The organism is Providencia sp. PROV200 (assembly GCF_049901995.1).
In the GTDB taxonomy this organism is placed as follows: Bacteria; Pseudomonadota; Gammaproteobacteria; order Enterobacterales; family Enterobacteriaceae; genus Providencia; species Providencia rettgeri_E.
Genome location: NZ_CP096307.1, coordinates 247,442 through 270,450, shown reverse-complemented (window position 1 = coordinate 270,450; position 23,009 = coordinate 247,442). Strand labels below are relative to the sequence as shown.

Genomic DNA, 23,009 nt, shown 5'->3' with positions numbered 1-23,009 from the left:
GCAGAACATCCAATGTTCTAAATAATCAGATAACGAACCAGTAATACTCAAAATAGTTCGTGCTAGAGCAAGGCGGCAAAATTCGGCTATCTCGGGGAGTATACAAAAGTATATGACCCGAGTAGCCGAATAAGGCCAACGCAGCTATTGCGCGAAATATGAAGAGTATTAAAGACAACAACGCGACAGCACGAATTATGAAGAGTATTTAGATGACACGGGAAAACTGCCGCTGCCTCATCTGATTCCGCAAATAAACATCAAAACACATGCAAATATTCCGAATAAGTAAACGTCCCTGAGGCGTCACTTTAATCCCCATTTCACTCATTTCAACCAGCCCATCTTCAACCATCGGTTTCAGTAACTCTAAATCTTCCTTAAAATAAGATTTAAAATCAATAGGATATAGTTCTTCGATTTGTGCGAAATCCAATTGAAAATTACAGATTAAGATTTTAATCACATCACGACGCAGGCAATCATCATCAGTTAAAACGAGGCCGCGCCACAGCGCATGGCCCTGCTCTTCAACTTGCGCATAATAGGTTTTCAAATCTTTCTGATTTTGTGCATAGTTGTCGCCTAACATACTGATCGCAGAAACGCCTAGCCCCAGTAAATCACAATCGCCTTGAGTCGTATATCCTTGGAAGTTACGGTGTAAAACCCCTTCCCGTTGTGCCACGGCAAGTTCATCTTCAGGACGAGCAAAATGATCCATGCCTATAAATTGATAGCCATCTCTGGTGAGAGTCGCGATGGTGTCTTGCAGAATATCGAGTTTTTGTTCTGCACTCGGTAAATCTGCATCTTTAATTTTACGCTGTGCCGCAAATAAATTAGGTAAATGCGCGTAATTGAACACACTTAAGCGATCTGGTGATAACTCAGCCACTTTTTTTAGGGTAAACGCAAAGCTTTCAGGGGTTTGCTTAGGTAAACCATAAATCAAATCAATACTCGTTGAGGTAAAACCCGTTTCTTTGGCACGTTTAATTAGGGAAAAAATAAATTCTTCGTCCTGTTCACGGTTAACCAACACCTGAACTTCTTTATTAAAATCCTGTACTCCCATGCTTAAACGGTTAAACCCTTCATGGCGCAGATGGTCTATCATATCCAATTCAATTTCACGCGGGTCGATTTCAATCGACATCTCCACATCATCCGCAAAATTAAAGTGTGTTTTCAATAAACCAACCAAATGGCTGACTTGAGTTTTATCGAGATAAGTTGGAGTGCCCCCACCCCAGTGCATCTGGCTTACCAAACGACCTTTTAATAACGAGGCTCGTTGAATAATTTCTTTTTCAATTACTTGAAGATATTCATCGGCTTTATGTTTTTGCCGCGTCACTAATTTATTACAGCCACAGAAATAACAAAGCTTATGGCAAAAAGGGATATGAACATAGAGCGATAAAGGCCGGTCAGGATAACGCTGTGTTGCTTGAACAAACGCATTCTCATCGTACTCTTGGTTAAACTCCAAGGCAGTGGGATATGAGGTATACCGTGGACCTGAATAATTGTATTTTTGAATGAGAGAAAGATCCCAAACAATATTTTGCTCTGACATAACATTCCTCAATTGACCAAAAGCTCAAACCATACAATGGATTGCACCTTATTTAATTGTTATTTGGTGAGTGTGAAAGTTTCACAACTTAAATAATATTATAAAGTATGTTAGCGAAAAGAGATTTGATACAACATCAAAGAAAAGTGAGTTAGCAGAAAAAATAGCTAAATCCCCCGCTAGCACGAGGGATCTTTTAAACGAAATTATTTACTTTTTAAGATGCGCATAATGTCATCAAGTTTTTCTTCGTCTTCTTCCTCTTCTTCTTCACTGAACTCAATACCGAGAATATTCATCAATTCATCAATACGATCTAAACACGTATCAACATACTGTTGTTCTTGTGCTGTGATAGTTTCGCCATCTTCCAGACGCGCCAAAATGCTATCTAAACGATCGTCGCTTTCTAGCATTTCCAGCTCTTTTTCTGGTGGCAGTTTTTCTTTAGTGGCTGGCTTTTCTTTCACCACTGGACGTGCTGTCGGTTTGTTATCTTCCACAACTAATGGGATCGGTTTTTTGCTACCAATGCGTGGATCCTTAGTGGTAGACTCCCCACCTTTCGCACTGTTAGACACAGATTCTTGGTTACGGCTACCGGATTTATGACCACGATGTTTTTTCTCGCGCTTACGCTCACGGCCTTCCGCATTTATCTCTTCTTTCGTTTTACGGTATTTTTTCTTTGGCTTAGCAGCCGGTTTTTTTGGTGCATTCATGGTCTGATACCTTGATAAAGTCAGTTTCTGCTGCGAAATCTAGCAGGATCCCATAAAGGGGGAAAGCACTAGTTTGCAATTTCAGTGGATTTTTTATCCCACCCTGCCTTCGCAATAGTACTTTATTGATTATACCTTAAATAATTGGAGTTGCATGCAAGCAACAAAAAGGGAAGCTGGTTGAAGAGGCTTGTACTAAGAATAGAGATTTACGTTTTGAGCAATATTCTAAATAATTCAAGTTGTGGCTAGGCGTCAATCGAGGTTATCTCGGGGAGCATACATAAGTATGTAACCCGAGTAGCCGAGTAAAGACAACGACGCCACAGCTTGAAGTATGACGAATATTAGGCGTCGACGAGCACCATTTTTAGTAGGAACATCGTCGCAACTAAAATCACGCATAGCCCCAGATCACGCCAACGTCCGGTACCAATTTTCATTGCACAATACGCAATAAAGCCTAGTGCAATACCTTCTGTGATTGAGAAACTAAATGGCATCATCACTGCCGTAATAAAAGCGGGTACAGACTCCGTTAAGTCATCCCATTTCACGCGAGTTAAGCTTGAAGTCATCAGCACGCCCACGTAAATCAAGGCACCCGCAGTGGCATAAGCTGGAACCATACCTGCAAGAGGAGAGATAAACATGGTCAATAGGAATAAAATACCAACGACAATCGCAGTTAAACCTGTACGCCCACCAACAGAAACACCAGAAGAACTTTCGATATATGCAGTGACAGAAGATGTCCCCATTGCTGAACCTGCAACAGAGCTCAAGCTGTCCACATATAACGCTTGTTTCATTCGAGGGAAAGTCCCGCGTTCATTCGTTATACCCGCTTTGTCAGTCACACCAATCATGGTACCTGATGAGTCAAACAGATTGACTAACATAAAGGCAAAAATCACCCCAGATAACGCTAAATCTAAAGAGCCAGAAAAATCAACCTGACCCACCACACTTGTAATACTTGGCGGCATTGAGAAGATCCCAGAATATTTCACATCCCCCAGAGCAAGACCAATCAGTGTTGTCACTGCAATAGACACTAATACAGCGGCATGAATATTGCGTGCAGCAAGAATAGCGATAATAAAGAAACCTAGGGCTCCCAGCCAAACATTATGGTGAGTCAAATTGCCGATAGAGACTAACGTGTCCGGGTTCGCAACAATAATGCCGGAGTTTTTCAGCCCCATCATCGCAATAAATAAGCCGATACCACTCGTGATCCCGACGCGAAGACTAAGCGGGATATTGGCAATAATCCAATAACGGATACGAAATAGTGTCAGAATAAATAACCCAACTGCTCCCCAAAATACGGCCCCCATTGCAACTTGCCATGAATAGCCCATCGCGCCAACTACAACGAAAGCAAAAAAAGCATTCAGCCCCATAGCAGGTGCTACTGCTATCGGTAAATTTGCCAACAGCCCCATCAAAATACTACCAATAGCGGCAATCAGACAGGTGGTGACAAACACCGCTTTGATATCCATGCCTGCAACTGAGAGAATTTGAGGGTTAACAAAAACGATATATACCATCGTCAGGAAGGTGGTGAAGCCTGCAACAACTTCTGTCCGTGCTGTGGTGCCATGTTCTTGTAATTTAAAAACACGCTGAAACAAGCCCTGCGGTTGTGCCGAGCTAGAAGATTGATTACTCATTAGATATCGCGCCCAAAAAAAGTTTTTTTCGCCCTATACTACAATTAAAAATCACAAAAGAAAACGATTGCGTAAGCTGTTATGGGTAAAAACGTCCTAACTAACTGATACACTAGGGTGAAATAGTAAAAGAATTGATGGTAACGAATAGAGGAAGTGGCGGCTATTTAACCGCCATTTTTAATTTAAGAAAGTGCTAATAGCTTTTGTCGACGCCAAAATAATAAGCGATGTTTTGCCGCCAGTTTCTGAGGTTGATGTTGTGCACTCAGCTTTTTCGCTACCCTATTTGCAATAATTTCTACCGCAAAACACATCACAAAATAAATAAATGCGACGAATAAGAAAACTTCAAGAGGATAAACCATTTCACGGTTATTCACTTGTGTCGCCAAAAAGGACAGTTCAGCGACCCCAACAATATAAGCCAATGAGGTATCTTTAATTAATGCCACCCACTGGTTAATAAATGACGGCACCATCATACGTAAAGCCTGTGGTAATACGATATTCCACAATACCTGCCAGCGGCTAAACCCCAAGGACATCCCTGCTTGCCACTGCCCTTTACCTATCGCTAAAATACCCGCTTTCACGGCATGAGCCAAATATGCAGAGGTAATCAATGCCAATGCACATACCACTGTCGCTATCCCAGGAATTTCCGTGCCCAATAACATCGGCAACAAGAAATAGGTCCAAAAAATCAGCATAATGACGGGAATTGCGCGAAAGAAACCTAATACTGCAGCGAATAGGTTAACCCAGAAACCACTCAGCATAGCTAATGCAATCCCACCCAATGTGCCTAATACAATAGAAGCTGCTCCTGCAAGCAAGCTAATAACTAACGTCAGTGCCGCGCCTTCTAATGGGCCATCCGGGAAAGTGCCAAATAACAAATATTGCCAGTTCTGCTCAATAATCGAAAAATCCATCTTATACCCCCTGAGCCAAATTACGCTGCTGACGCCACTGGCCCCAACCTTCCATTACTGCAATAATGGCGATATACAAAACGGTTGCCACGCCAAAGGCTGCGAAAGTTTGTAATGTTTGGCTATCTACTTGGCGAGAAACATAAGACAATTCAGCAACACCTATCGCCATTGTTAATGATGAGTTTTTCACCACATTCATATATTGGCCCAATAGCGGAGGCATGGCGATTTTTACTGCTTGAGGAAGCACTACTAACCTCATCGCTTGCCATGAAGTTAGTCCTAAAGCAAATGCCGCATATTTTTGCCCCTGACGAACGCCGCGGATCCCAGCACGAATTTCTTCAGCTATAAACGGCACGGTATACAGGGTCAAACCAATAAAACCCGCTAAAAATTCAAATGACGGCCAACCCACAGTTATTCCAAGTAAATGGATCTCATGGGGGGTATTAAGCCACTCCATCACAACAGACGGTAAAATTTCACCGGAAGCGAAATACCAAAAAAATAGCTGCACCAACAAAGGCGTATTTCTGAAAATAGAGATATAGATATTCACGGCCCAACGCACAGGTGCAATTTGGCTATCCTTTGCTGATGCAACGATAAAGCCCAATGCCGTCGCTGCAATAATAGTACAAATCGAGATCCAAACGGTGATCAAAAAGCCGTAGCCAAACCACTCTAGATATTGCGGTGCCAATAAATGAGCAGACCAAAAATCACCATTTAAAAATTTTTCAAACATGGCTCACGACCTATTGCTTTCACAGCTTGTGATTAAAAACTCATCCCTTATAACCAAGAACCCCACACAGAGTGCGGGGCTTGAAATCACTGAGTACTTACCGTTCCCCATTAAGACTGTGGCTGTTGCTCACTCAGAGGTGCGAATTTAAAGTCTCCGCGTGGCTGTGCGGCTTTGGTCTCTGGCCCAAACCAACGGTTATAGATCACCTCAGCTTTACCCTCTTTTTCCAGTTTCAACAGTGTTTCGTTGACGTTTTCAACCAAACGCGTTTCGCCTTTGCTTGCTGCCAATGCTTGGTACTCTTTCGTTAGGCTAAATGGAGAAATTTCAAAATCTGCCTTCACTTTTTCAGGTAAATTACCTAATAAGCCCACCAGTTTTGCATCATCTTGAGTGATAGCTTGGACGTTACCATTGCGCAGTGCCGCGAACGCTTGCGGGGTATCGTCATAAGAAATCACTTTTGTGTCAGGAAAACGTTCACGTAAAGTGACTTCCTGCACGGTGCCTTTATCTGCACCAATGCGTAGTGGTTTGATGTCGTCAGGTGTTTTTAATACACCTTTGCGAGCAATAAATTTTTGGCCTGTCGCAAAATCAGGGATAGAAAAATCAACCTGTTTTGCGCGTTCATCTGTAATGGTAAAGTTGGCACCGATTAGGTCAACTTTACCTGAAGTCAGGAGTGGAATACGGTTTGCTGGGTTAGTAGGACGAAGCTCAAGCTTAACCCCTAGACTATCTGCTATTTCTTGTGCTATATCAACATCATAACCCGCTAACTTTTTAGTTTTTGGATCAATAAAACCAAATGGTGGGTTGCTATCAAATACCGAAATACGGATCACACCCGCTTGTTTGATATCATCCAATTTATCTGCGCTAGCGACATTCGCTGTCAGCGCTAAACCTGTAAGTAAAACAGTTGTTAGAATACGAGCTTTCATTGAATACCCCTGACGGTAAATTTTTGTAAATCGACCATCACACGCTATCAATTATTGCTTAGCACTTGAAATAATATTAAATAATATATTTATGCCAAAATGACATATACAAATAAACAAAAAAGGGCCGCCTTGATAACAAAGCGCCCCAAACATGGTTAAACCATCAATAGACTCTTATTGAGCAAGAAGAAAGTCTGTAGAAAAAACTTACGCCAATAGTCATTAAAGAAATACCCCATCAGATGAGTATTTAATCGTCTTTAGTCAACATTTTTTCAAGACTATCTCCCCCCACATGACGGAAATCCTGCCCCTTCACATAGTAGAAAATAAACTCACAGATATTTTGGCAACGGTCACCGATACGTTCAATTGAACGAGCGCAGAATAGTGCTGTTAATACGCTCGGGATCGTTCTCGGGTCTTCCATCATATAAGTCATCAATTGGCGCACGATACCTTCATACTCTTGGTCAACTTTCTCATCTTCACGGTAGATACGAATAGCTTCCTCGAGATCCATTCGTGCGAATGCATCTAATACATCATGTAGCATTTGTACTGTGTGGCGGCCTAATGATTCTAAGCTCACTAACAGAGGCTGATGTTGATGAGAGAATTTTTCCAATGCAGTTTGGCAAATTTTGTCCGCAACATCACCGATTCTTTCTAGCTCAGCAATGGTTTTCGAAATCGCCATAATCAGACGCAAGTCACTCGCTGTTGGTTGGCGCTTCGCAATGATCTTAACGCATTCTTCATCAATGGCCACTTCCATCATATTGACTTTATGGTCATTTTCGATAACTTCACGCGCAAGGGCTTCATCCTGATTATGCATGGCCGTAATGGCTTTGGTGAGCTGTTCTTCGACCAGCCCTCCCATTGTCATTAATTCAGTATGGATATGTTCCAGTTCAGCATTGAACTGCCCCGATATATGTTTGTTGTGATTCAGCGTATCCATCGTCGGCTCCATATCAACCGTAGCGGCCAGTAATATAATCTTCAGTTTGCTTCATCTCTGGGGTAGTAAACATTTTGTCAGTATGGTTAAACTCAACTAACTCCCCTAGATACATGAAAGCCGTATAGTCAGAACAGCGTGCAGCTTGTTGCATATTGTGGGTAACAATCACCACGGTGTATTCTGATTTTAATTCACTAATCAGTTCTTCAATTCGACCCGTTGAAATAGGGTCAAGGGCAGAACAAGGCTCATCCAATAATAGAACCTCTGGGCGAATAGCAATACCACGAGCAATACAAAGACGCTGCTGCTGTCCACCCGACAAGCTATAACCACTTTGGTGTAACTTATCTTTGGTTTCATTCCATAACGCAGCCTTTGTTAGCGCCCACTGCACGCGTTCATCCATTTCCACACGAGATAACTTTTCAAATAAACGCACACCAAATGCAATATTATCGTAGATTGACATCGGGAATGGGGTTGGTTTCTGGAATACCATGCCGACTTTTGCACGTAGCAGTGCGATATCTTGTTTATCAGTCAGGATGTTTTGGCCATCCAGTAAAATTTCACCTTCTGCGCGCTGCTCGCCATACAATTCATACATTTTATTGAAGGTGCGTAATAACGTCGATTTACCACAGCCTGATGGGCCGATAAATGCAGTTACTTTATTTTTTTCAATGTCTAAAGAGATATTTTTCAGTGCGTGAAACTTGCCATAATAGAAGTTGAGGTCACGGACTTTAATTTTACTATTTGCAATATCGTTTGCATTAATCATGGTTTGCTTTTCTCTCTAAATCTTTATTTATCTGGCGCTTAGTGTTTTTTCTGTGCGAAAACAACACGTGCAATGATGTTAATGAGCAGGACACATAGGGTAATTAAAAGAACCCCTGCCCATGCAAGCTCTTGCCATTCAGAGAATGGGCTCATTGCAAATTTGAAGATTGTCACCGGTAAGTTAGCAATGGGTTCGCTCATGTCTGTACTCCAGAACTGATTCGACAGTGAAGTAAACAGCAGCGGTGCGGTTTCCCCCGCTATACGCGCAATCGCTAGCAAGATCCCAGTGATAATCCCTGACACAGACGCTTTTAGCGTAATAGATAAAATCATTTTCCATTTTGGTGTGCCAAGTGCATAAGCAGCTTCACGCAAGCTATCTGGAACTAATTTCAACATGTTTTCAGTAGTTCGGATAACAATTGGAATTTGCAGCAATGCAAGCGCCACGACCCCAGCCCAACCCGAGAAGTGCTGCATTTGTGCAACCACAATGGTGTACACAAACAACCCTACAACGATTGATGGAGCTGATAATAAAACGTCATTAATAAATCGGGTAACTGAAGCTAACCATGACTTACGGCCATACTCTGCTAAATAAATTCCCGCTAAAATCCCTAAAGGCGTACCAATAACCGTCGCCCATAAGATTAATAAACCACTTCCTACGATGGCATTTGCCAACCCACCACCTTCCGTATTCGGTGGTGGAGTCATTTCAGTAAATAGATTGAGAGACATGCCATCAATCCCTTTAGTGACTGTAGAAAATAAAATCCACACTAACCAGAACAAACCGAAAGCCATGGTTAACATTGAGACAAATAGCGCCATTCTGTTAACTTGACGACGCCACGCTTGACGGCGTGCTCGCTCTTTTTCATTCACTGCGATAGGTTGAGATATCGACATATTAACGGCCCTCATTCTTCGCAAGACGCATGACCATCAACTTGGAAATTGCTAACACAATGAAAGTGATAACAAACAGGATAAGTCCAAGTTCCATCAAGGCCGAGGTATGCAAGCCACTCTCTGCTTCCGCAAACTCATTTGCCAGTGCCGAGGTGATACTGTTTCCAGGCATAAACAGTGATGCGCTATCAAGTTGGTAAGTATTACCAATCACGAAAGTCACCGCCATGGTTTCACCCAGCGCACGGCCAAGGCCTAACATCACACCACCAATAACCCCATTGCGGGTATACGGCAGCACGATATTCCAAATCACTTCCCATGTCGTACAACCAATGCCGTAAGCTGACTCTTTCATCATCACAGGCGTTTGTTCAAATACATCGCGCATCACGGACGCAATGTAGGGAATAATCATAATCGCGAGGATAATCCCCGCAGCTAAAATACCGATCCCGAATGCAGGCCCTGAAAATAGTTCACCGACAATCGGTACACTCGACATCACATTACCAACGGGTTCTTGAAAATACTCCGCAAACAGAGGTGCAAAAACAAATAACCCCCACATCCCATAAACGATACTAGGGATAGCAGCAAGGAGTTCAATCGCGATACCAAGCGGACGTTTTAGCCAATTGGGAGCCAGTTCTGTTAGGAATAGCGCTATACCAAAACTAACAGGAACGGCGATAATCAGAGCAATTAACGATGTAACGATAGTGCCATAAATAGGCACAAGGGCACCGAATTCTTCCGCCGGAGCATCCCATTCTTTAGTCCATAAAAACGAAAACCCAAACTTTTGCATACTTGGCCAAGATGCAAAAATAAGGGAAATAATGATGCCACCAAGCATTAGCAATGTGATCAGCGCGGCAATTTTTACCAGTGCACCAAAAATCACATCACCTGATTTGCTGGGAGCTTTAAATGCCGTTGTTTTCTCGGCCATGCGCTTTGTTCTCATTTCATTCCTGTTCTTTATCTACAGGATTGCGTTACAACGATGAGCGGGTAAGTCCTGTTCCTCAGCACTTACCCGCCATTTCCAACCCTAAGTGCACTTAAAAAAGCTAAGTTCACCTAGAATAATGCTTTACCTTGGCTATCTTTAACTTCTGTTTTCCATGCAGTACGTACTGCAGCCACGACTTCTTGAGGTAGAATTGCGTAATCTAATGCTTCCGCTTGTTTACCACCTTTGTCATAAGCCCAGTTGAAGAAATCGAGAACCGCTTTGCCTTTTTCCGCATTCGCTTGCTGCTTGTGAACTAAGATGAATGTGGTTGAAGTAATCGGCCATGCATTCGCACCATCACGGTTTGTTAAATCTTGAGCAAAAGATTTAGACCAGTCAACTTTCTTCGCTGCTGCGCTGAAACTTTCACCTGTTGGTGAAACCGCTTCGCCATCGGCAGAGATTAATTTAGTATACGCAAGGTTGTTCTGTTTTGCGTAAGCATATTCAACATAACCGATAGAACCTGGTAAACGCTGTACGAAAGCGGCAACGCCATCATTTCCTTTACCGCCTACGCTATTTTTCGGCCAATTAACGGTTGAACCCGCACCAACGTCTGATTTCCAGCTTGCACTGACTTTTGCTAAGTAGCTAGTAAATACGAATGTAGTTCCAGAACCGTCAGAACGTCTTACAACTGCAATTGTTTGGTCTGGTAGGTTAACATTTGGGTTTAATTTAGCGATTGCTGGGTCATTCCATTTAGTGATTTTGCCTAAATAGATGTCACCTAACGTGTTGCCATCTAACGTTAATTGGCCAGATTCGATGCCTTTCACGTTCACTGCCAGTACAACACCACCAATCACGGTTGGGAACTGGAATAAGCCATCTTCTTTGAGTTTTTCATCAGTCAATGGGGCATCAGATGCACCGAAATCAACTGTTTTTGCATTAATTTGTTTGACACCACCAGAAGAACCAATCCCCTGATAGTTTACTTTATTACCTGTTTCTTTCTGATAAGAGTCTGCCCACTTCGCATAAACAGGAGCAGGAAAGGTCGCGCCAGCTCCGGTCAGGCTGGTAGCAGCAAAAGAAGACATTGCAGTCAGAGATAAAGTTGCTGCCATTACGCTTGCTAAGGTGGTACGCGTCATTTTCATAATCCCTCCGGGGATGTATAGAAACAATCAAGTATAAAATTGTTGGGTGTATGTCACGGTAGGAAAAATAGGACAATTTCGTTACGACAACATGTCGTTTTTATGACAGTTTTATGACAATTGCTGATTTTTTCACTGGCGAGGAAACAAAAACGAAGATGGATTAGATTTTATGCTATATAATTCAAATGGTTAAAAAATTATTATTTCAAAGTTGATGTCAAAAAGAAAAATGACAGACTGTCATAAAAGCGAAAAATATTTTTATCCTGCAACCCTAAAACAATACTCAAGACAATTTGTGTTGCAGCTAGGCGGCCAGAGAGGATAGCTCGGGGAGCATACACAAGTATATGACCTGAGTAGCCGAACGCAGCCAACACGCTGCGGCGCAAAGTGTGAAGAGTAAAAGGATAGCACTAAATAGTTCAAGTTGTAGGTAGGCTCCATAAAAAGAGAGCCTCTTTTCCTACTTAATACAAACAATACTCAAGACAATTTGTGTTGCAGCTAGGCGGCCAGAGAGGATATCTCGGGGAGCATACACAAGTATGTGACCCGAGTAGCCGAACGCAGCCAACAACGCTGCGGCGCAAAGTGTGAAGAGTATTTAGTCTTCTTTTTCTTTGAGGGGAAGTAGAGCCCTAATCGCAAACCCACCACGCTCACTCTTATGGATCTCAATACTCCCTTCGTGGGCATCGACAATTCGGCGAATAATCGCCAGACCTAACCCTGTTCCTTTGTTGCTGCGAGCTTTCTCACCTTGAACAAATGGCTGGAATAGGCGGTGAATATCTTCTTCTTTGATACCTGCACCGTCATCTTCTACTTGGAACCAAACTGAGTCTTCAGTCTTACCGCTACTGACCTTGATCCAGCCATTACCATAACGATATGCATTGACTATCATATTCGTAATAGCACGCTTTATCGCTAATGGGTTACCATTCACAATCATTGAGCCTGGCTCAAGTGCGGTTTCAATTTCGCCGACGACGCTGCTTTCTGAGTTCACTGCTTCCATCAAGATAGCGTTAAGGTCACAGAATTCCATATCCATTTCTTGACCCGTTTTCAGGTAAGACATGAATTGGCCGATAATTGCATCGCACTCTTCAATATCTTTATTAATGGATTCAGCCAGATAGCTATCTTCTGGGCTCATCATTTCTGTTGCTAAACGAATACGAGTTAAGGGGGTTCTTAGGTCATGGCTTACCCCTGCCATTAAGACAGTTCGGTCGTTTTCTAAGGTTTTAATCCCTGTAGCCATGTGGTTAAAAGAACGGATGGCGGCCCTGACCTCGGTGGCACCTTTTTCCTGCATTGGGGGCAAAATCACCCCTTTACCGACTTCACCTGCGTGGTACTCCAATTCAAGCAACGGCTTGTTTTGGTAACGTATATACAGCCATACCCCCGCAAAAATCGTGAGAAAAATCGTTAATGTATAGCGAAAAACAAGGGAGAACTGGTTCTGGCCAATTTCAGTCAGTGGAACTCGAACCCAAATATCAGGTGCAAGATAAGACGTTAGCCATAGAATGGGGTACTCTCGGCCCAATTCGAGGTGAACACTCGCCTTGCCACCAATATATTCCGACATATGTTCACTTAGGAAATCATACTCTTTCGCCCAATTCAGCCCTTCTTCCATCGCTGCTGAATGTGCATAAAAAGTGTTCCCTAATTCATTGTAGATTTTCTTACGTAACGCGGGAGATACCCGCACTGAGGTTCCATCTTGTAGAACCATTTTCTCTGTCATTAATGTTCTTACTTCGTATGCCAATACCTTATTGAATTGTTGTAAGCTAGGCATCACAACAAAATTCAACACAACCATATAGCTGGTTACGAGGCTCGCAAACAGTAAGGCTACAAATAAAAATAACGAGCGAGAAAATGTACTACGCCTTGAAAACCTCAGTCGCTTCATGCTTTACTTCCATCCGGAACAAACACATAACCCAATCCCCAAACCGTCTGAATATAACGAGGATGTGCTGGGTCTTCTTCAACCATGCGACGCAAACGTGAGATTTGAACATCAATAGAACGTTCCATCGCACTGTACTCACGGCCCCGGGCTAAGCTCATTAACTTGTCACGCGACAACGGTTCCCTTGGATAGGAAACTAATACTTTTAACACCGCGAATTCACCGCTAGTTAACGGCATATTTTCATCGCCTTGGAACATTTCTCGCGTTCCAAGATTTAATTTGAATTTACCAAAGGTAATTATCGCATCATCTTGAGATGGCGCACCTGGTAATTCATTAGCTTGACGACGTAATACCGCACGAATACGAGCTAGCAATTCCCGTGGATTAAAAGGTTTGGGAATATAGTCGTCCGCACCAATTTCTAAGCCAACGATGCGATCCACTTCTTCGCCTTTCGCTGTCACCATAATAATTGGAATTGGGTTATTTTGACTACGTAAGCGACGACAAATTGATAAGCCATCTTCGCCCGGTAGCATTAAATCTAAGACGATCAGGTGAATAGATTCCCTTGTCAGGATTCTGTCCATCTGTTCAGCGTTTGCAGCACTTCTTACCTGAAAACCCTGCTCAGTGAGATAGCGTTCCAGCAGCGCACGTAAACGCATATCATCATCGACGACAAGAACCTTATAACTTTCCTGCATTTTGTAGCCCTCAAGATGTGCATCTTTCAAATTATTTTTTTAATGAATGTAAGTAAAACAATATTAATGCTCACTAATTTACCACTAACATGGGATTTAATGAATCATTTTACACTTCAGAAGGTTAGTGGCCGATAACTTATTTCTAATACAAAATAAGTCACCTGCCCTCCTGGCGTATTTACTGTTATTTCATCATCAACCTGTTTGCCTATCAAGGCTCGCGCTACGGGAGAATCAATTGAAATCCATTGTTTTGTCGGGTTGAATTCATCAGCACCGACGATACGGAATATTCTGATATTTTCATTTTCATCTTCTAGTTTAACCCATGCGCCAAAAAAGACACGGCCTTCTTGGCGAGGATCAGGCTCAATAATTCTTAATTGATCTAGCCTTTTGGATAAAAAACGGATGCGTCTATCAATTTCACGCAACCTTTTTTTGCCGTAAATGTATTCTGCATTTTCTGAGCGATCCCCTTGAGCTGCGGCCTCTGAAACAGATTGAGTCACCCGAGGACGTTCATCCTTCCACAGGTACTTCAATTCTTTATCTAACGCATCCCAACCTTCACGTGTAATTAAAAGACTTTTAGTCATAACCTTCAAATATTAGCCAATGGAACCCATAATTATAATATTTTATAGAACATAATCTGAGACTTTCCTACCAATAGGCTCAAATTCAGTCTGGAAATTCTCGTTACCACCAAGTATAACAGTGCAATAAATTTTTAACTGTTCTTCCAGTAGGTATTTAAACAGTAGGTATTGAAACTCGACATGAATGAAACTCTAAGCCAAATTATTGCAGCGGAACTGCAAGCCCAGCCGAAACAAGTTTTTTCTGCAATCACGCTATTAGATGAAGGAAATACTGTCCCGTTTATTGCGCGTTACCGTAAAGAGGTTACCGGTGGGTTGGACGATACTCAGCTTCGCCAGTTAGAAAGCCGTTTAGGGTACTTGCGTGAATTAAATGACCGTAAGCAAACCATCCTCAAGTCGATAGAAGAACAAGGTAAATTGACACCAGAGCTTGCCTCCGCTATTGACACGACGCTCAATAAAACCGAACTTGAAGACTTGTATCTTCCTTATAAACCAAAACGTCGCACCCGCGGGCAAATTGCTATTGAAGCAGGGCTCGAGCCTTTAGCAGATACCCTGTGGAATGACCCAAGCCAGTCACCTGATGAACTCGCTAAAACCTATATCGATGCGGATAAAGGTGTGGCTGACGTTAAAGGCGCTTTAGATGGTGCTCGCTACATCCTTATGGAACGTTTCGCCGAAGATGCAGCTCTTTTAGCGAAAGTTCGTGACTATATTTGGAAAAATGCCCACCTTGTTTCTGTTGTTGCTGAAGGTAAGCAAGAAGAAGGGGTGAAATTTAGTGACTACTTTGAACATCACGAACCCGTTGCTCAGGTGCCTTCTCACCGAGCCCTTGCGATGTTCCGTGGTCGTAACGAAGGTATTTTACAGCTTTCATTAAACTGTGACCCTCAGTTCGATGAACCGCCAAAAGAGAGTTACTGTGAAGAAATTATTACCCGCCATTTAGATGTTCGTTTAAACAATGCGCCTGCTGACCAATGGCGTAAAGCCGTGATCAGTTGGACATGGCGCGTCAAAATATTACTGCACTTAGAAACCGAAGTGATGAGCTCACTGCGCGAAAAAGCTGAAGAGGAAGCTATTAACGTGTTTGCGCGTAACCTCAGTGACTTACTGATGGCGGCGCCAGCGGGAATGCGTGCCACCATGGGCTTAGACCCTGGCTTGCGTACTGGGGTAAAAGTAGCAGTCGTCGATGCGACAGGTAAATTAATTGCTACCGACACGATTTACCCACATACCGGGCAAGCCGCAAAAGCAGCAACCATCGTGGCCGCACTTTGCCAAAAACACAATGTTGAATTAGTGGCAATTGGTAACGGCACCGCTTCTCGTGAAACGGAACGTTTCTTTGCTGAAGTCCAAAAACAATACCCTGAAGTCACTGCACAGAAAGTGATTGTCAGCGAAGCTGGGGCTTCTGTTTATTCGGCCTCTGAACTTGCAGCGCTAGAGTTTCCAAGCTTAGATGTGTCGTTGCGCGGTGCCGTATCCATTGCTCGTCGCCTACAAGACCCGCTGGCTGAATTAGTGAAAATTGACCCTAAATCCATTGGGGTTGGCCAATATCAACATGATGTCAGCCAAACACAATTAGCGCGTAAACTCGATGCAGTCGTCGAGGACTGTGTAAACTCGGTTGGTGTTGATTTGAATACCGCTTCCGTTGCCTTACTGACTCGCGTTGCCGGTCTAAGCAAAATGATTGCGCAAAACGTGGTAGATTGGCGTGACCAAAATGGCCAATTTAGTGATAGAAAGCAGTTGCTCAAAGTTGCACGTCTTGGGCCAAAAGCCTTTGAACAATGCGCGGGCTTCTTACGTATCACTGATGGTAAAAACCCGTTAGATGCTTCTACTGTTCACCCTGAAGCTTACCCGATTGTTGAAAAAATTCTTGAGTCTGTCCGCCAGCCACTCAAAGAAATTATGGGTAACTCACAAGTCCTTAATGCCTTGAGCCCACGTGATTTCACCACTGAGCAATTCGGGGTTCCAACCGTCACTGATATCATTAAAGAGTTAGAAAAACCGGGGCGTGACCCACGTCCTGAGTTTAAAACTGCCACCTTCGCCGAAGGTGTCGAAACCATGAATGACCTGACTTCTGGCATGATTTTAGAAGGTGCAGTCACCAATGTGACCAACTTCGGTGCTTTTGTGGATATTGGTGTTCACCAAGACGGTTTAGTTCATATTTCTTCACTTTCAAATAGTTATGTCGAAGATCCACACAAGGTGGTAAAAGCAGGCGACATTGTAAAAGTCAAAGTGTTAGATGTGGACATTGCACGCAAACGTATTGCACTAACGATGCGTTTAGATGAACAAGCGGGGGATTCTAATAGTTCTCCTCGCCGTGCAGCCCCTGAACAGGATAAAAATACACGTAAAGCGCCTCAATCAAGAGGTAACTCACGCCAAAACAACGCATCTTCGGGTAACAGTGCCATGAGTGATGCCCTTGCCGCGGCATTCGGTAAGAAACGTTAACTTTCTTTATAGGCATCGCAATGTACCTATTGTGGTGCCTATTTCAATAAATAATGCTGTTATTGATTAAATCAAACAATGTATTGAGTATAATTCAGCCCCCTTCCCTTCACTGACTCCACCATTAATTTCGCTAGCGGAACACCGTAAACTCAATGCTTCGTTGATCCACATCAAGTCAAATTGACGAAAAAAGAGGCTAAATATAACAAAAGGTGGATGATTATGATTCTCATTGTTAATTAGATTTATTTTTGTTTGGCGACCTTATTTACCTGAGCAATTGCACTCTTTAACAATTGTCATCGATATCATTATTAATTAAATGATTAGGAAGACACTATGGCAATACTTCCTCAATGCAGTTACAAAATACTTGGTTTCTCTCCAGAAATCAGCCCTGCATACCGACAAAAACTACTCTCACTCGGTTTACTTCCGGGTTCTGTCTTTAAAGTGGTGCGCTTAGCGCCTTTTGGTGATCCTGTTCAAATAGAAACTCACCGCGTCAGCTTAGTGCTGCGTAAAAAAGATCTTGCTCTACTCAATCTAGATGAAGCGACCACCGTTTAAGTATTTCTTTTTTATTATTGGCAAACACTATGAAACGATTAACTATCGGCTTAATTGGTAACCCCAATGCAGGCAAAACGACCTTATTCAACCAGCTCACAGGGTCAAGGCAGCGGGTCGGTAACTGGGCGGGGGTCACTGTTGAACGAAAAGTGGGCCGCTTCCATACAGATGACCACAAAATCGAGCTTGTTGACCTACCCGGCACCTATTCTTTGACCACCATTTCTGAGCAAACCTCTCTTGACGAACAAATCGCCTGCTACTTTATTTTAAGTGGTGAGGCAGACATGCTCATTAATGTTGTCGATGCATCCAACTTAGAGCGTAACCTCTACCTGACATTGCAATTAGTCGAGTTAGGCGTTCCATGTATTGTCGCCTTGAATATGTTGGATATCGCTCAAAGCCAACATATTGATATTAATATTGCTGAGTTAGAAAAACAGCTCGGTTGTCCTGTGATCCCAATGGTTTCAACTCGAGCAACGGGTATCGATAAACTGAAAAAAACCATTGATACACATCCACAAAACAACCAACAAGCTCTTGTAGAGTATCCAGCACAATTATTACAAGCTGTAGATTCATTATCTGAACAAATTTCAGCACAACAATTTAGCCACCAGCAACGCCGCTGGTTAGCATTGCAGATCCTCGAAGGGGATATCTATAGCCGCCAACGCGCAGAAATATCTGAAGGACAATTGCTGGCGATACGCCAAACACTGAAAGAAAGCTTAAACGAAGAACCCGAATTACTCATTGCCGACGCACGTTATCAATCTATTGCGACCATTTGCAATGCTGCGATTAACAATAGTGCCGCTGAACCAAATCGACTAACACAATCACTGGATAAATTTATTCTGAGCCGTTGGCTCGGTGTACCTATTTTCTTGTTTGTGATGTATTTGATGTTCGTTTTAGCCATCAACATCGGTGGCGCCTTACAACCCTTCTTTGAAGGTGCGTCAGAAGCGATATTTATTCATGGTATTCAGTGGGTTGGTGCCTACTTTAGCTTCCCTGATTGGCTAACTATTTTCCTTGCCCAAGGTGTTGGTGGCGGTATTAACACGGTTTTACCGTTAGTGCCACAAATTGGGATGATGTATCTGTTTCTTTCAATACTGGAAGATTCGGGCTATATGGCGCGAGCTGCTTTCGTGATGGACCGCCTCATGCAAGCCTTAGGTTTACCGGGTAAATCTTTCGTGCCTTTGATTGTCGGTTTTGGCTGTAACGTACCGTCGATTATGGGCGCACGCACGCTCGATGCACCGCGCGAAAGGCTAATTACGGTCTTAATGGCACCGTTTATGTCTTGTGGTGCAAGGCTGGCCATTTTCGCCGTTTTTGCTGCCGCTTTCTTTGGCAAAAATGGAGCAAGTGTAGTCTTTTCTCTCTATATTTTAGGGATTGTTGTCGCTATCTTAACTGGGTTACTACTCAAACATACCCTGATGCGTGGCGAAGCCTCTCCATTTATTATGGAGCTTCCAGTTTACCATGTACCGCACATCAAAACACTGCTGATTCAAACATGGCAACGCCTCAAAGGCTTCGTAGTGCGCGCAGGTAAAGTTATCATCGTTGCCAGTATCTTTATTGGCGCATTAAATAGTTTCTCATTCTCTGGTAAGCCCGTTGATAATATTAATGACTCCGCACTGGCTTCTGTCAGTAAAGTGATAACCCCTGCTTTACAGCCAATTGGCGTGCATGCTGATAACTGGCAAGCAACTGTTGGGTTGATTACCGGGGCGATGGCCAAAGAGGTGGTAGTGGGTACACTAAACACCCTGTATACCGCTGAAGCCATTACTTCTGAGCCGTTTGATGCAGAATCTTTCAACTTATGGGAAGAGCTGGGAGATGCGGTTTCTGAAACTTGGGATAGCTTAAAAGAGACCTTTACCTTAAGCGCGTTATCGAACCCTATCGAAGCTAGTAAAGGCGATGGAGAGATGGAATCCGGCTCAATGGGCACCATGGCCGCGAAATTTGGCTCAGGGGTTGCAGCCTATAGCTACCTGATCTTCGTCTTGCTGTATGTGCCTTGTGTCTCGGTGATGGGGGCTATCGCACGTGAAACCAACAAAAGTTGGATGAGCTTCTCCATTCTATGGGGCTTGAATGTGGCTTATAGCCTTGCAGCTCTGTTTTACCAAGTCGCCACATTCAGTGAACACCCACAAAGTAGCTTGATTACTATAGCCGCGGTTGTTCTGTTCAACCTTGCCTTGTTCATATTCTTACGTCGCATGCGTAGCCGCGTAACCTTGAACATCAAAAACAGAACCGCCGAGCAATGTTCTGGCTGTTCAAGCGATGCTTGCCACTAAGGAATAAAACGATGACCAGCTTGCTACAGGTAAGAGATTTAATCGCCTTATATGGGCAAGCTGACATCGCGCTACTCAGTGAGCAGCTAAATACACCAATTCCATTGATTCAAGCGATGGTTGAGAAGCTCGTCAGCTTAGAGAAAATTGAACAAGTTGATATCAGTGCTTGTTTAACAGGCAGTAGCTGTAAAGGCTGCCCTGAAAGCACTGATTGCACTCATTTTGTGTATAAAATCAAATAATAAGCACACCACAAAAAAAATCAGCCTCGAATTAGGCTGATTTTTTTATTTATTCCTCAATACGACTTTGAAAATCCAACAGGTATTCACAAAACTCATCAGGATGAGAAATAAATGGCGCGTGAGCGCTATTGCGCATAATCACGGATGGCGAATTCGGATACAGCTCATCTAAACTTGGTACTATTTTGCGCGGTACCAAGCCATCGAGATAGCCATAAATGCGTAAGAAGGGGATCGGTAACTGTTTTAATTCCTCGCGCAAATCTTCGGTACGCAATGATTCAAGCCCTGCATTTAATGTTTCAACCGTTGGAATAGGCTGTTCGAGTACCACAGATTTCAAGGTTTTTGCGTCGTTTCTGGCGCTTTCTGTCCCTAATGTCTGCAATGCTAAAAAACGCTCGACTGTGCGATGAAAATCGGCCGAAAGTTGCTGCTCGAAACCCAATAAAACCTCTGGCCGGATCCCTGCCCAACCGTTTTCTTTGGCTTTAAAACACGGGGAGGAAGCAACCGTAATGAGCCCTTTAACTTCATAGGGATGGTCAAGCGCGATACGGCTTGCAACTAGCCCACCAAGTGACCAACCAAGCCAAATCGCGTTTTTAGGGGCATGCTCCCACAAAATATTCGCCATCGATTGAATATTCATGGGGGAGAAACCTTGGCTCCGCCCATACCCCGGAAGGTCAACCAAATGAACCCGAAAGTGCGAAGCGATTCGCGGAATAATTGTTTGCCAGACTTGCGCATTCAGCCCCCATCCGTGCAGCAATACAAGATCTTGTTTACCTTCACCAACGGTCTGCCAATATAACTTTGCCATCGTTACACTCTCTTCATTCATTTATTTGCCAATTCGTTTTAACGGGACGCTACTATGCTAACAATGGAGGGGGGCTGCTGGCTATGCCATCAATCACTAAAATTATCTCACCAGGGGATTTGCCATTTTTGCCTCAAAGGACTACCTAAAATGCCAACCTGCTGTTTACGCTGCGCTTTACCCTGTGAGCAGCCGACCATGGAATGTGGACGCTGCCTAAAGAGCCCTCCCTCATGGCAAAGAATTATCACTGTAACCCCATACCAAGCCGCTTTACGTATGTTAATTCATCGTTTTAAATTTCAAAAACAACCTCAGCTTGCTTCTACTTTAGCACGTATTTTTGCATTATTTTGGCTCACAGGTTATCGCCAACAACAATGGCAAAAACCAGACTTAATCATCACCATTCCACTGCATCGTCACCGCCTATGGTGGAGAGGATTTGACCACATGGCATTAATAGGTGAAAATTTGTCCAGATGGTTAAATATTCCCTATTCGCAAAATTCATTATTGCGTAGTCGTGCTACACTGGCACAGACTACACTAAAACGTGAGTATCGCCGAAATAACCTAAAGGGAGCATTTACCTTAAACAGTTCGGTTTCAAACCTACATGTTGCTGTTATTGATGATGTTATTACAACAGGTTCTACCATGAATAGTGCAGCACAATTGTTGATTTGTGCGGGAGCGCATACTGTTGATGCATGGTCACTGTGTCGCACCTTGTAGGAAAGGGGTAAATGGGCGTATTATAACCAACTAAAGCAGTCAACTATTATTGAGCAAATGATTATGATTAATATTACTGAAGCAGCACAGGCTCATTTTGCCAAGTTGTTGGAAAATCAAGAGCCAGGAACTCAAATCCGTGTTTTTGTTATCAACCCAGGCACGCCAACCGCTGAGTGCGGTGTGTCGTACTGCCCTCCGGGTGCCGTTGAAGCCACAGATAAAGAACTAAAGTTCGAGAAGTTATCTGCTTATGTTGATGAAATTAGCGCCCCTTTCTTGGATGATGCCGAAATTGACTTCGTCACCGACCAACTCGGCTCACAACTGACATTAAAAGCACCGAACGCCAAAATGCGTAAAGTCTCTGATGACGCACCATTAATTGAGCGTGTTGAGTATGTTTTACAGTCACAAATTAACCCACAACTTGCCAGCCACGGTGGCCGTGTTTCCCTGATGGAAATCACCGATGAAGGCTTTGCAATTCTGCAATTTGGTGGCGGCTGTAACGGTTGTTCAATGGTCGATGTCACCCTTAAAGAAGGTATCGAAAAAGAACTTCTCAAAATGTTTGTAGGTGAGTTAAAAGGCGTTAAAGACCTGACTGAGCACCAACGTGGCGAGCACTCTTTCTACTAATCAATACCACGAATATTTGGCACTCGGTTCTTTACGGGTGCCTATCATTTAACCTTTTATGGGTTGTTACTTACTGTATTTGGTATTTTATGGACCATTTTGAAACATTAACACCAGAGCAAGCCTATCAACATTGGTTAGACGGCACCGCCATACTGGTAGATGTGCGAGACCCACAAAGTTTTCGTGCAGGCCATGCTAGTGGGGCCTATCACCTCACCAATGAGTCACTGAGCCAATTTCTAGAACAAACGGATTACGAACAACCTGTTATGGTGATGTGTTACCATGGGCATAGTAGCCAAGGTGCTGCACAGTATCTGATCAACATAGGCTTTGAATCGGTGTATAGCATCAATGGTGGATTTGAAGCATGGTTAAGGGAATATCCACAAGCCGTTACGGCTCTCTAGATGAGA

The 23,009-nt window shown here is 43.3% G+C and carries 22 protein-coding genes; 7 read left to right on the top strand and 15 right to left on the bottom strand.

The genetic code is table 11. The features are described 5' to 3' along the window. Nucleotides 1–208 precede the first annotated feature (208 nt). The 14 genes from hemN to greB form a co-directional block, all read right to left on the bottom strand. Nucleotides 209–1,582 carry an oxygen-independent coproporphyrinogen III oxidase gene (gene hemN / locus M1E86_RS01230; protein WP_125891748.1) on the bottom strand — a complete coding sequence of 458 codons (1,374 nt, stop codon included), beginning with the start codon at nt 1,580–1,582 and terminating at the stop codon, nt 209–211. A gap of 206 nt (nt 1,583–1,788) precedes the next feature. Continuing rightward, nucleotides 1,789–2,304: a Der GTPase-activating protein YihI gene (gene yihI, locus M1E86_RS01225; RefSeq protein ID WP_213913532.1), complete on the bottom strand. Its 516-nt coding sequence runs from the start codon at nt 2,302–2,304 to the stop codon at nt 1,789–1,791. A 347-nt stretch (nt 2,305–2,651) separates the two neighbouring features. Then, nucleotides 2,652–3,986: an NCS2 family permease gene (locus tag M1E86_RS01220; RefSeq protein WP_213913531.1), complete on the bottom strand. Its 1,335-nt coding sequence runs from the start codon at nt 3,984–3,986 to the stop codon at nt 2,652–2,654. 185 nt (nt 3,987–4,171) lie between these two features. Beyond that, a complete protein-coding gene (locus M1E86_RS01215) occupies nt 4,172–4,924 on the bottom strand; it encodes an amino acid ABC transporter permease (RefSeq protein WP_125891751.1) in 753 nt (250 codons plus the stop codon). Nucleotide 4,925: 1 nt separating this feature from the next. Continuing rightward, on the bottom strand, nt 4,926–5,678 hold the full coding sequence (locus tag M1E86_RS01210; protein WP_125891752.1) for an amino acid ABC transporter permease: 753 nt from the start codon (nt 5,676–5,678) through the stop codon (nt 4,926–4,928). A gap of 110 nt (nt 5,679–5,788) precedes the next feature. Continuing rightward, nucleotides 5,789–6,628 (bottom strand): ABC transporter substrate-binding protein, encoded by an 840-nt coding sequence (locus tag M1E86_RS01205; RefSeq protein ID WP_213913530.1) that lies wholly within the window; start codon nt 6,626–6,628, stop codon nt 5,789–5,791. Between the two features lie 253 nt (nt 6,629–6,881). Then, nucleotides 6,882–7,598 (bottom strand): phosphate signaling complex protein PhoU, encoded by a 717-nt coding sequence (phoU, locus tag M1E86_RS01200; protein ID WP_102138818.1) that lies wholly within the window; start codon nt 7,596–7,598, stop codon nt 6,882–6,884. 13 nt (nt 7,599–7,611) lie between these two features. Further along, nucleotides 7,612–8,388, bottom strand: a complete 777-nt coding sequence (gene pstB, locus M1E86_RS01195; protein ID WP_004262838.1) for a phosphate ABC transporter ATP-binding protein PstB — start codon at nt 8,386–8,388, stop codon at nt 7,612–7,614. Between the two features lie 38 nt (nt 8,389–8,426). Next, the gene (gene pstA, locus M1E86_RS01190; RefSeq protein ID WP_125891754.1) at nt 8,427–9,308 is read right to left on the bottom strand and encodes a phosphate ABC transporter permease PstA; all 882 of its coding nucleotides are present in this window, start codon (nt 9,306–9,308) and stop codon (nt 8,427–8,429) included. Between the two features lies 1 nt (nt 9,309). After that, nucleotides 9,310–10,266 carry a phosphate ABC transporter permease PstC gene (gene pstC, locus M1E86_RS01185; protein ID WP_125891843.1) on the bottom strand — a complete coding sequence of 319 codons (957 nt, stop codon included), beginning with the start codon at nt 10,264–10,266 and terminating at the stop codon, nt 9,310–9,312. A gap of 131 nt (nt 10,267–10,397) precedes the next feature. Continuing rightward, nucleotides 10,398–11,441, bottom strand: a complete 1,044-nt coding sequence (gene pstS, locus M1E86_RS01180) for a phosphate ABC transporter substrate-binding protein PstS (RefSeq protein ID WP_125891755.1) — start codon at nt 11,439–11,441, stop codon at nt 10,398–10,400. Nucleotides 11,442–12,051: 610 nt separating this feature from the next. Next, nucleotides 12,052–13,383 carry a two-component system sensor histidine kinase EnvZ gene (gene envZ, locus M1E86_RS01175; RefSeq protein ID WP_426099227.1) on the bottom strand — a complete coding sequence of 444 codons (1,332 nt, stop codon included), beginning with the start codon at nt 13,381–13,383 and terminating at the stop codon, nt 12,052–12,054. Continuing rightward, nucleotides 13,380–14,099 carry a two-component system response regulator OmpR gene (ompR, locus tag M1E86_RS01170; protein ID WP_004266122.1) on the bottom strand — a complete coding sequence of 240 codons (720 nt, stop codon included), beginning with the start codon at nt 14,097–14,099 and terminating at the stop codon, nt 13,380–13,382. Before ompR ends, envZ begins: the two co-directional genes overlap by 4 nt. Nucleotides 14,100–14,215: 116 nt before the next feature. Beyond that, on the bottom strand, nt 14,216–14,701 hold the full coding sequence (gene greB / locus M1E86_RS01165; RefSeq protein WP_125891757.1) for a transcription elongation factor GreB: 486 nt from the start codon (nt 14,699–14,701) through the stop codon (nt 14,216–14,218). A 183-nt stretch (nt 14,702–14,884) separates the two neighbouring features. Here greB and M1E86_RS01160 point away from each other — a divergent pair, with 183 nt between their 5' ends. The 4 genes from M1E86_RS01160 (at nt 14,885) to M1E86_RS01145 (ending at nt 20,381) form a co-directional block, all read left to right on the top strand. Then, nucleotides 14,885–17,215: a Tex family protein gene (locus tag M1E86_RS01160; protein ID WP_125891758.1), complete on the top strand. Its 2,331-nt coding sequence runs from the start codon at nt 14,885–14,887 to the stop codon at nt 17,213–17,215. Nucleotides 17,216–17,557: 342 nt separating this feature from the next. After that, nucleotides 17,558–17,788, top strand: a complete 231-nt coding sequence (gene feoA / locus M1E86_RS01155; RefSeq protein ID WP_004266125.1) for a ferrous iron transporter A — start codon at nt 17,558–17,560, stop codon at nt 17,786–17,788. Between the two features lie 29 nt (nt 17,789–17,817). Further along, nucleotides 17,818–20,136: a Fe(2+) transporter permease subunit FeoB gene (gene feoB, locus M1E86_RS01150; RefSeq protein WP_213913528.1), complete on the top strand. Its 2,319-nt coding sequence runs from the start codon at nt 17,818–17,820 to the stop codon at nt 20,134–20,136. An 11-nt stretch (nt 20,137–20,147) separates the two neighbouring features. Further along, nucleotides 20,148–20,381 (top strand): FeoC-like transcriptional regulator, encoded by a 234-nt coding sequence (locus M1E86_RS01145; protein ID WP_125891760.1) that lies wholly within the window; start codon nt 20,148–20,150, stop codon nt 20,379–20,381. 49 nt (nt 20,382–20,430) lie between these two features. Here M1E86_RS01145 and bioH read toward each other — a convergent pair whose 3' ends face one another. Beyond that, nucleotides 20,431–21,210, bottom strand: coding sequence for a pimeloyl-ACP methyl ester esterase BioH (gene bioH, locus M1E86_RS01140; RefSeq protein ID WP_213913527.1), 780 nt, complete (start codon nt 21,208–21,210; stop codon nt 20,431–20,433). Nucleotides 21,211–21,264: 54 nt separating this feature from the next. Between bioH and M1E86_RS01135 the strand changes: the two genes are divergently transcribed. From M1E86_RS01135 to glpE, 3 genes are all read left to right on the top strand, one after another. Further along, complete coding sequence (locus M1E86_RS01135) at nt 21,265–21,948, top strand: DNA utilization protein GntX (RefSeq protein ID WP_125891762.1); 684 nt, start codon at nt 21,265–21,267, stop codon at nt 21,946–21,948. Nucleotides 21,949–22,011: 63 nt separating this feature from the next. Beyond that, nucleotides 22,012–22,590: a Fe-S biogenesis protein NfuA gene (gene nfuA / locus M1E86_RS01130; RefSeq protein ID WP_125891763.1), complete on the top strand. Its 579-nt coding sequence runs from the start codon at nt 22,012–22,014 to the stop codon at nt 22,588–22,590. 89 nt (nt 22,591–22,679) lie between these two features. Continuing rightward, nucleotides 22,680–23,003, top strand: coding sequence for a thiosulfate sulfurtransferase GlpE (gene glpE / locus M1E86_RS01125; RefSeq protein ID WP_004262879.1), 324 nt, complete (start codon nt 22,680–22,682; stop codon nt 23,001–23,003). The last annotated feature ends 6 nt before the right edge of the window (nt 23,004–23,009 follow it).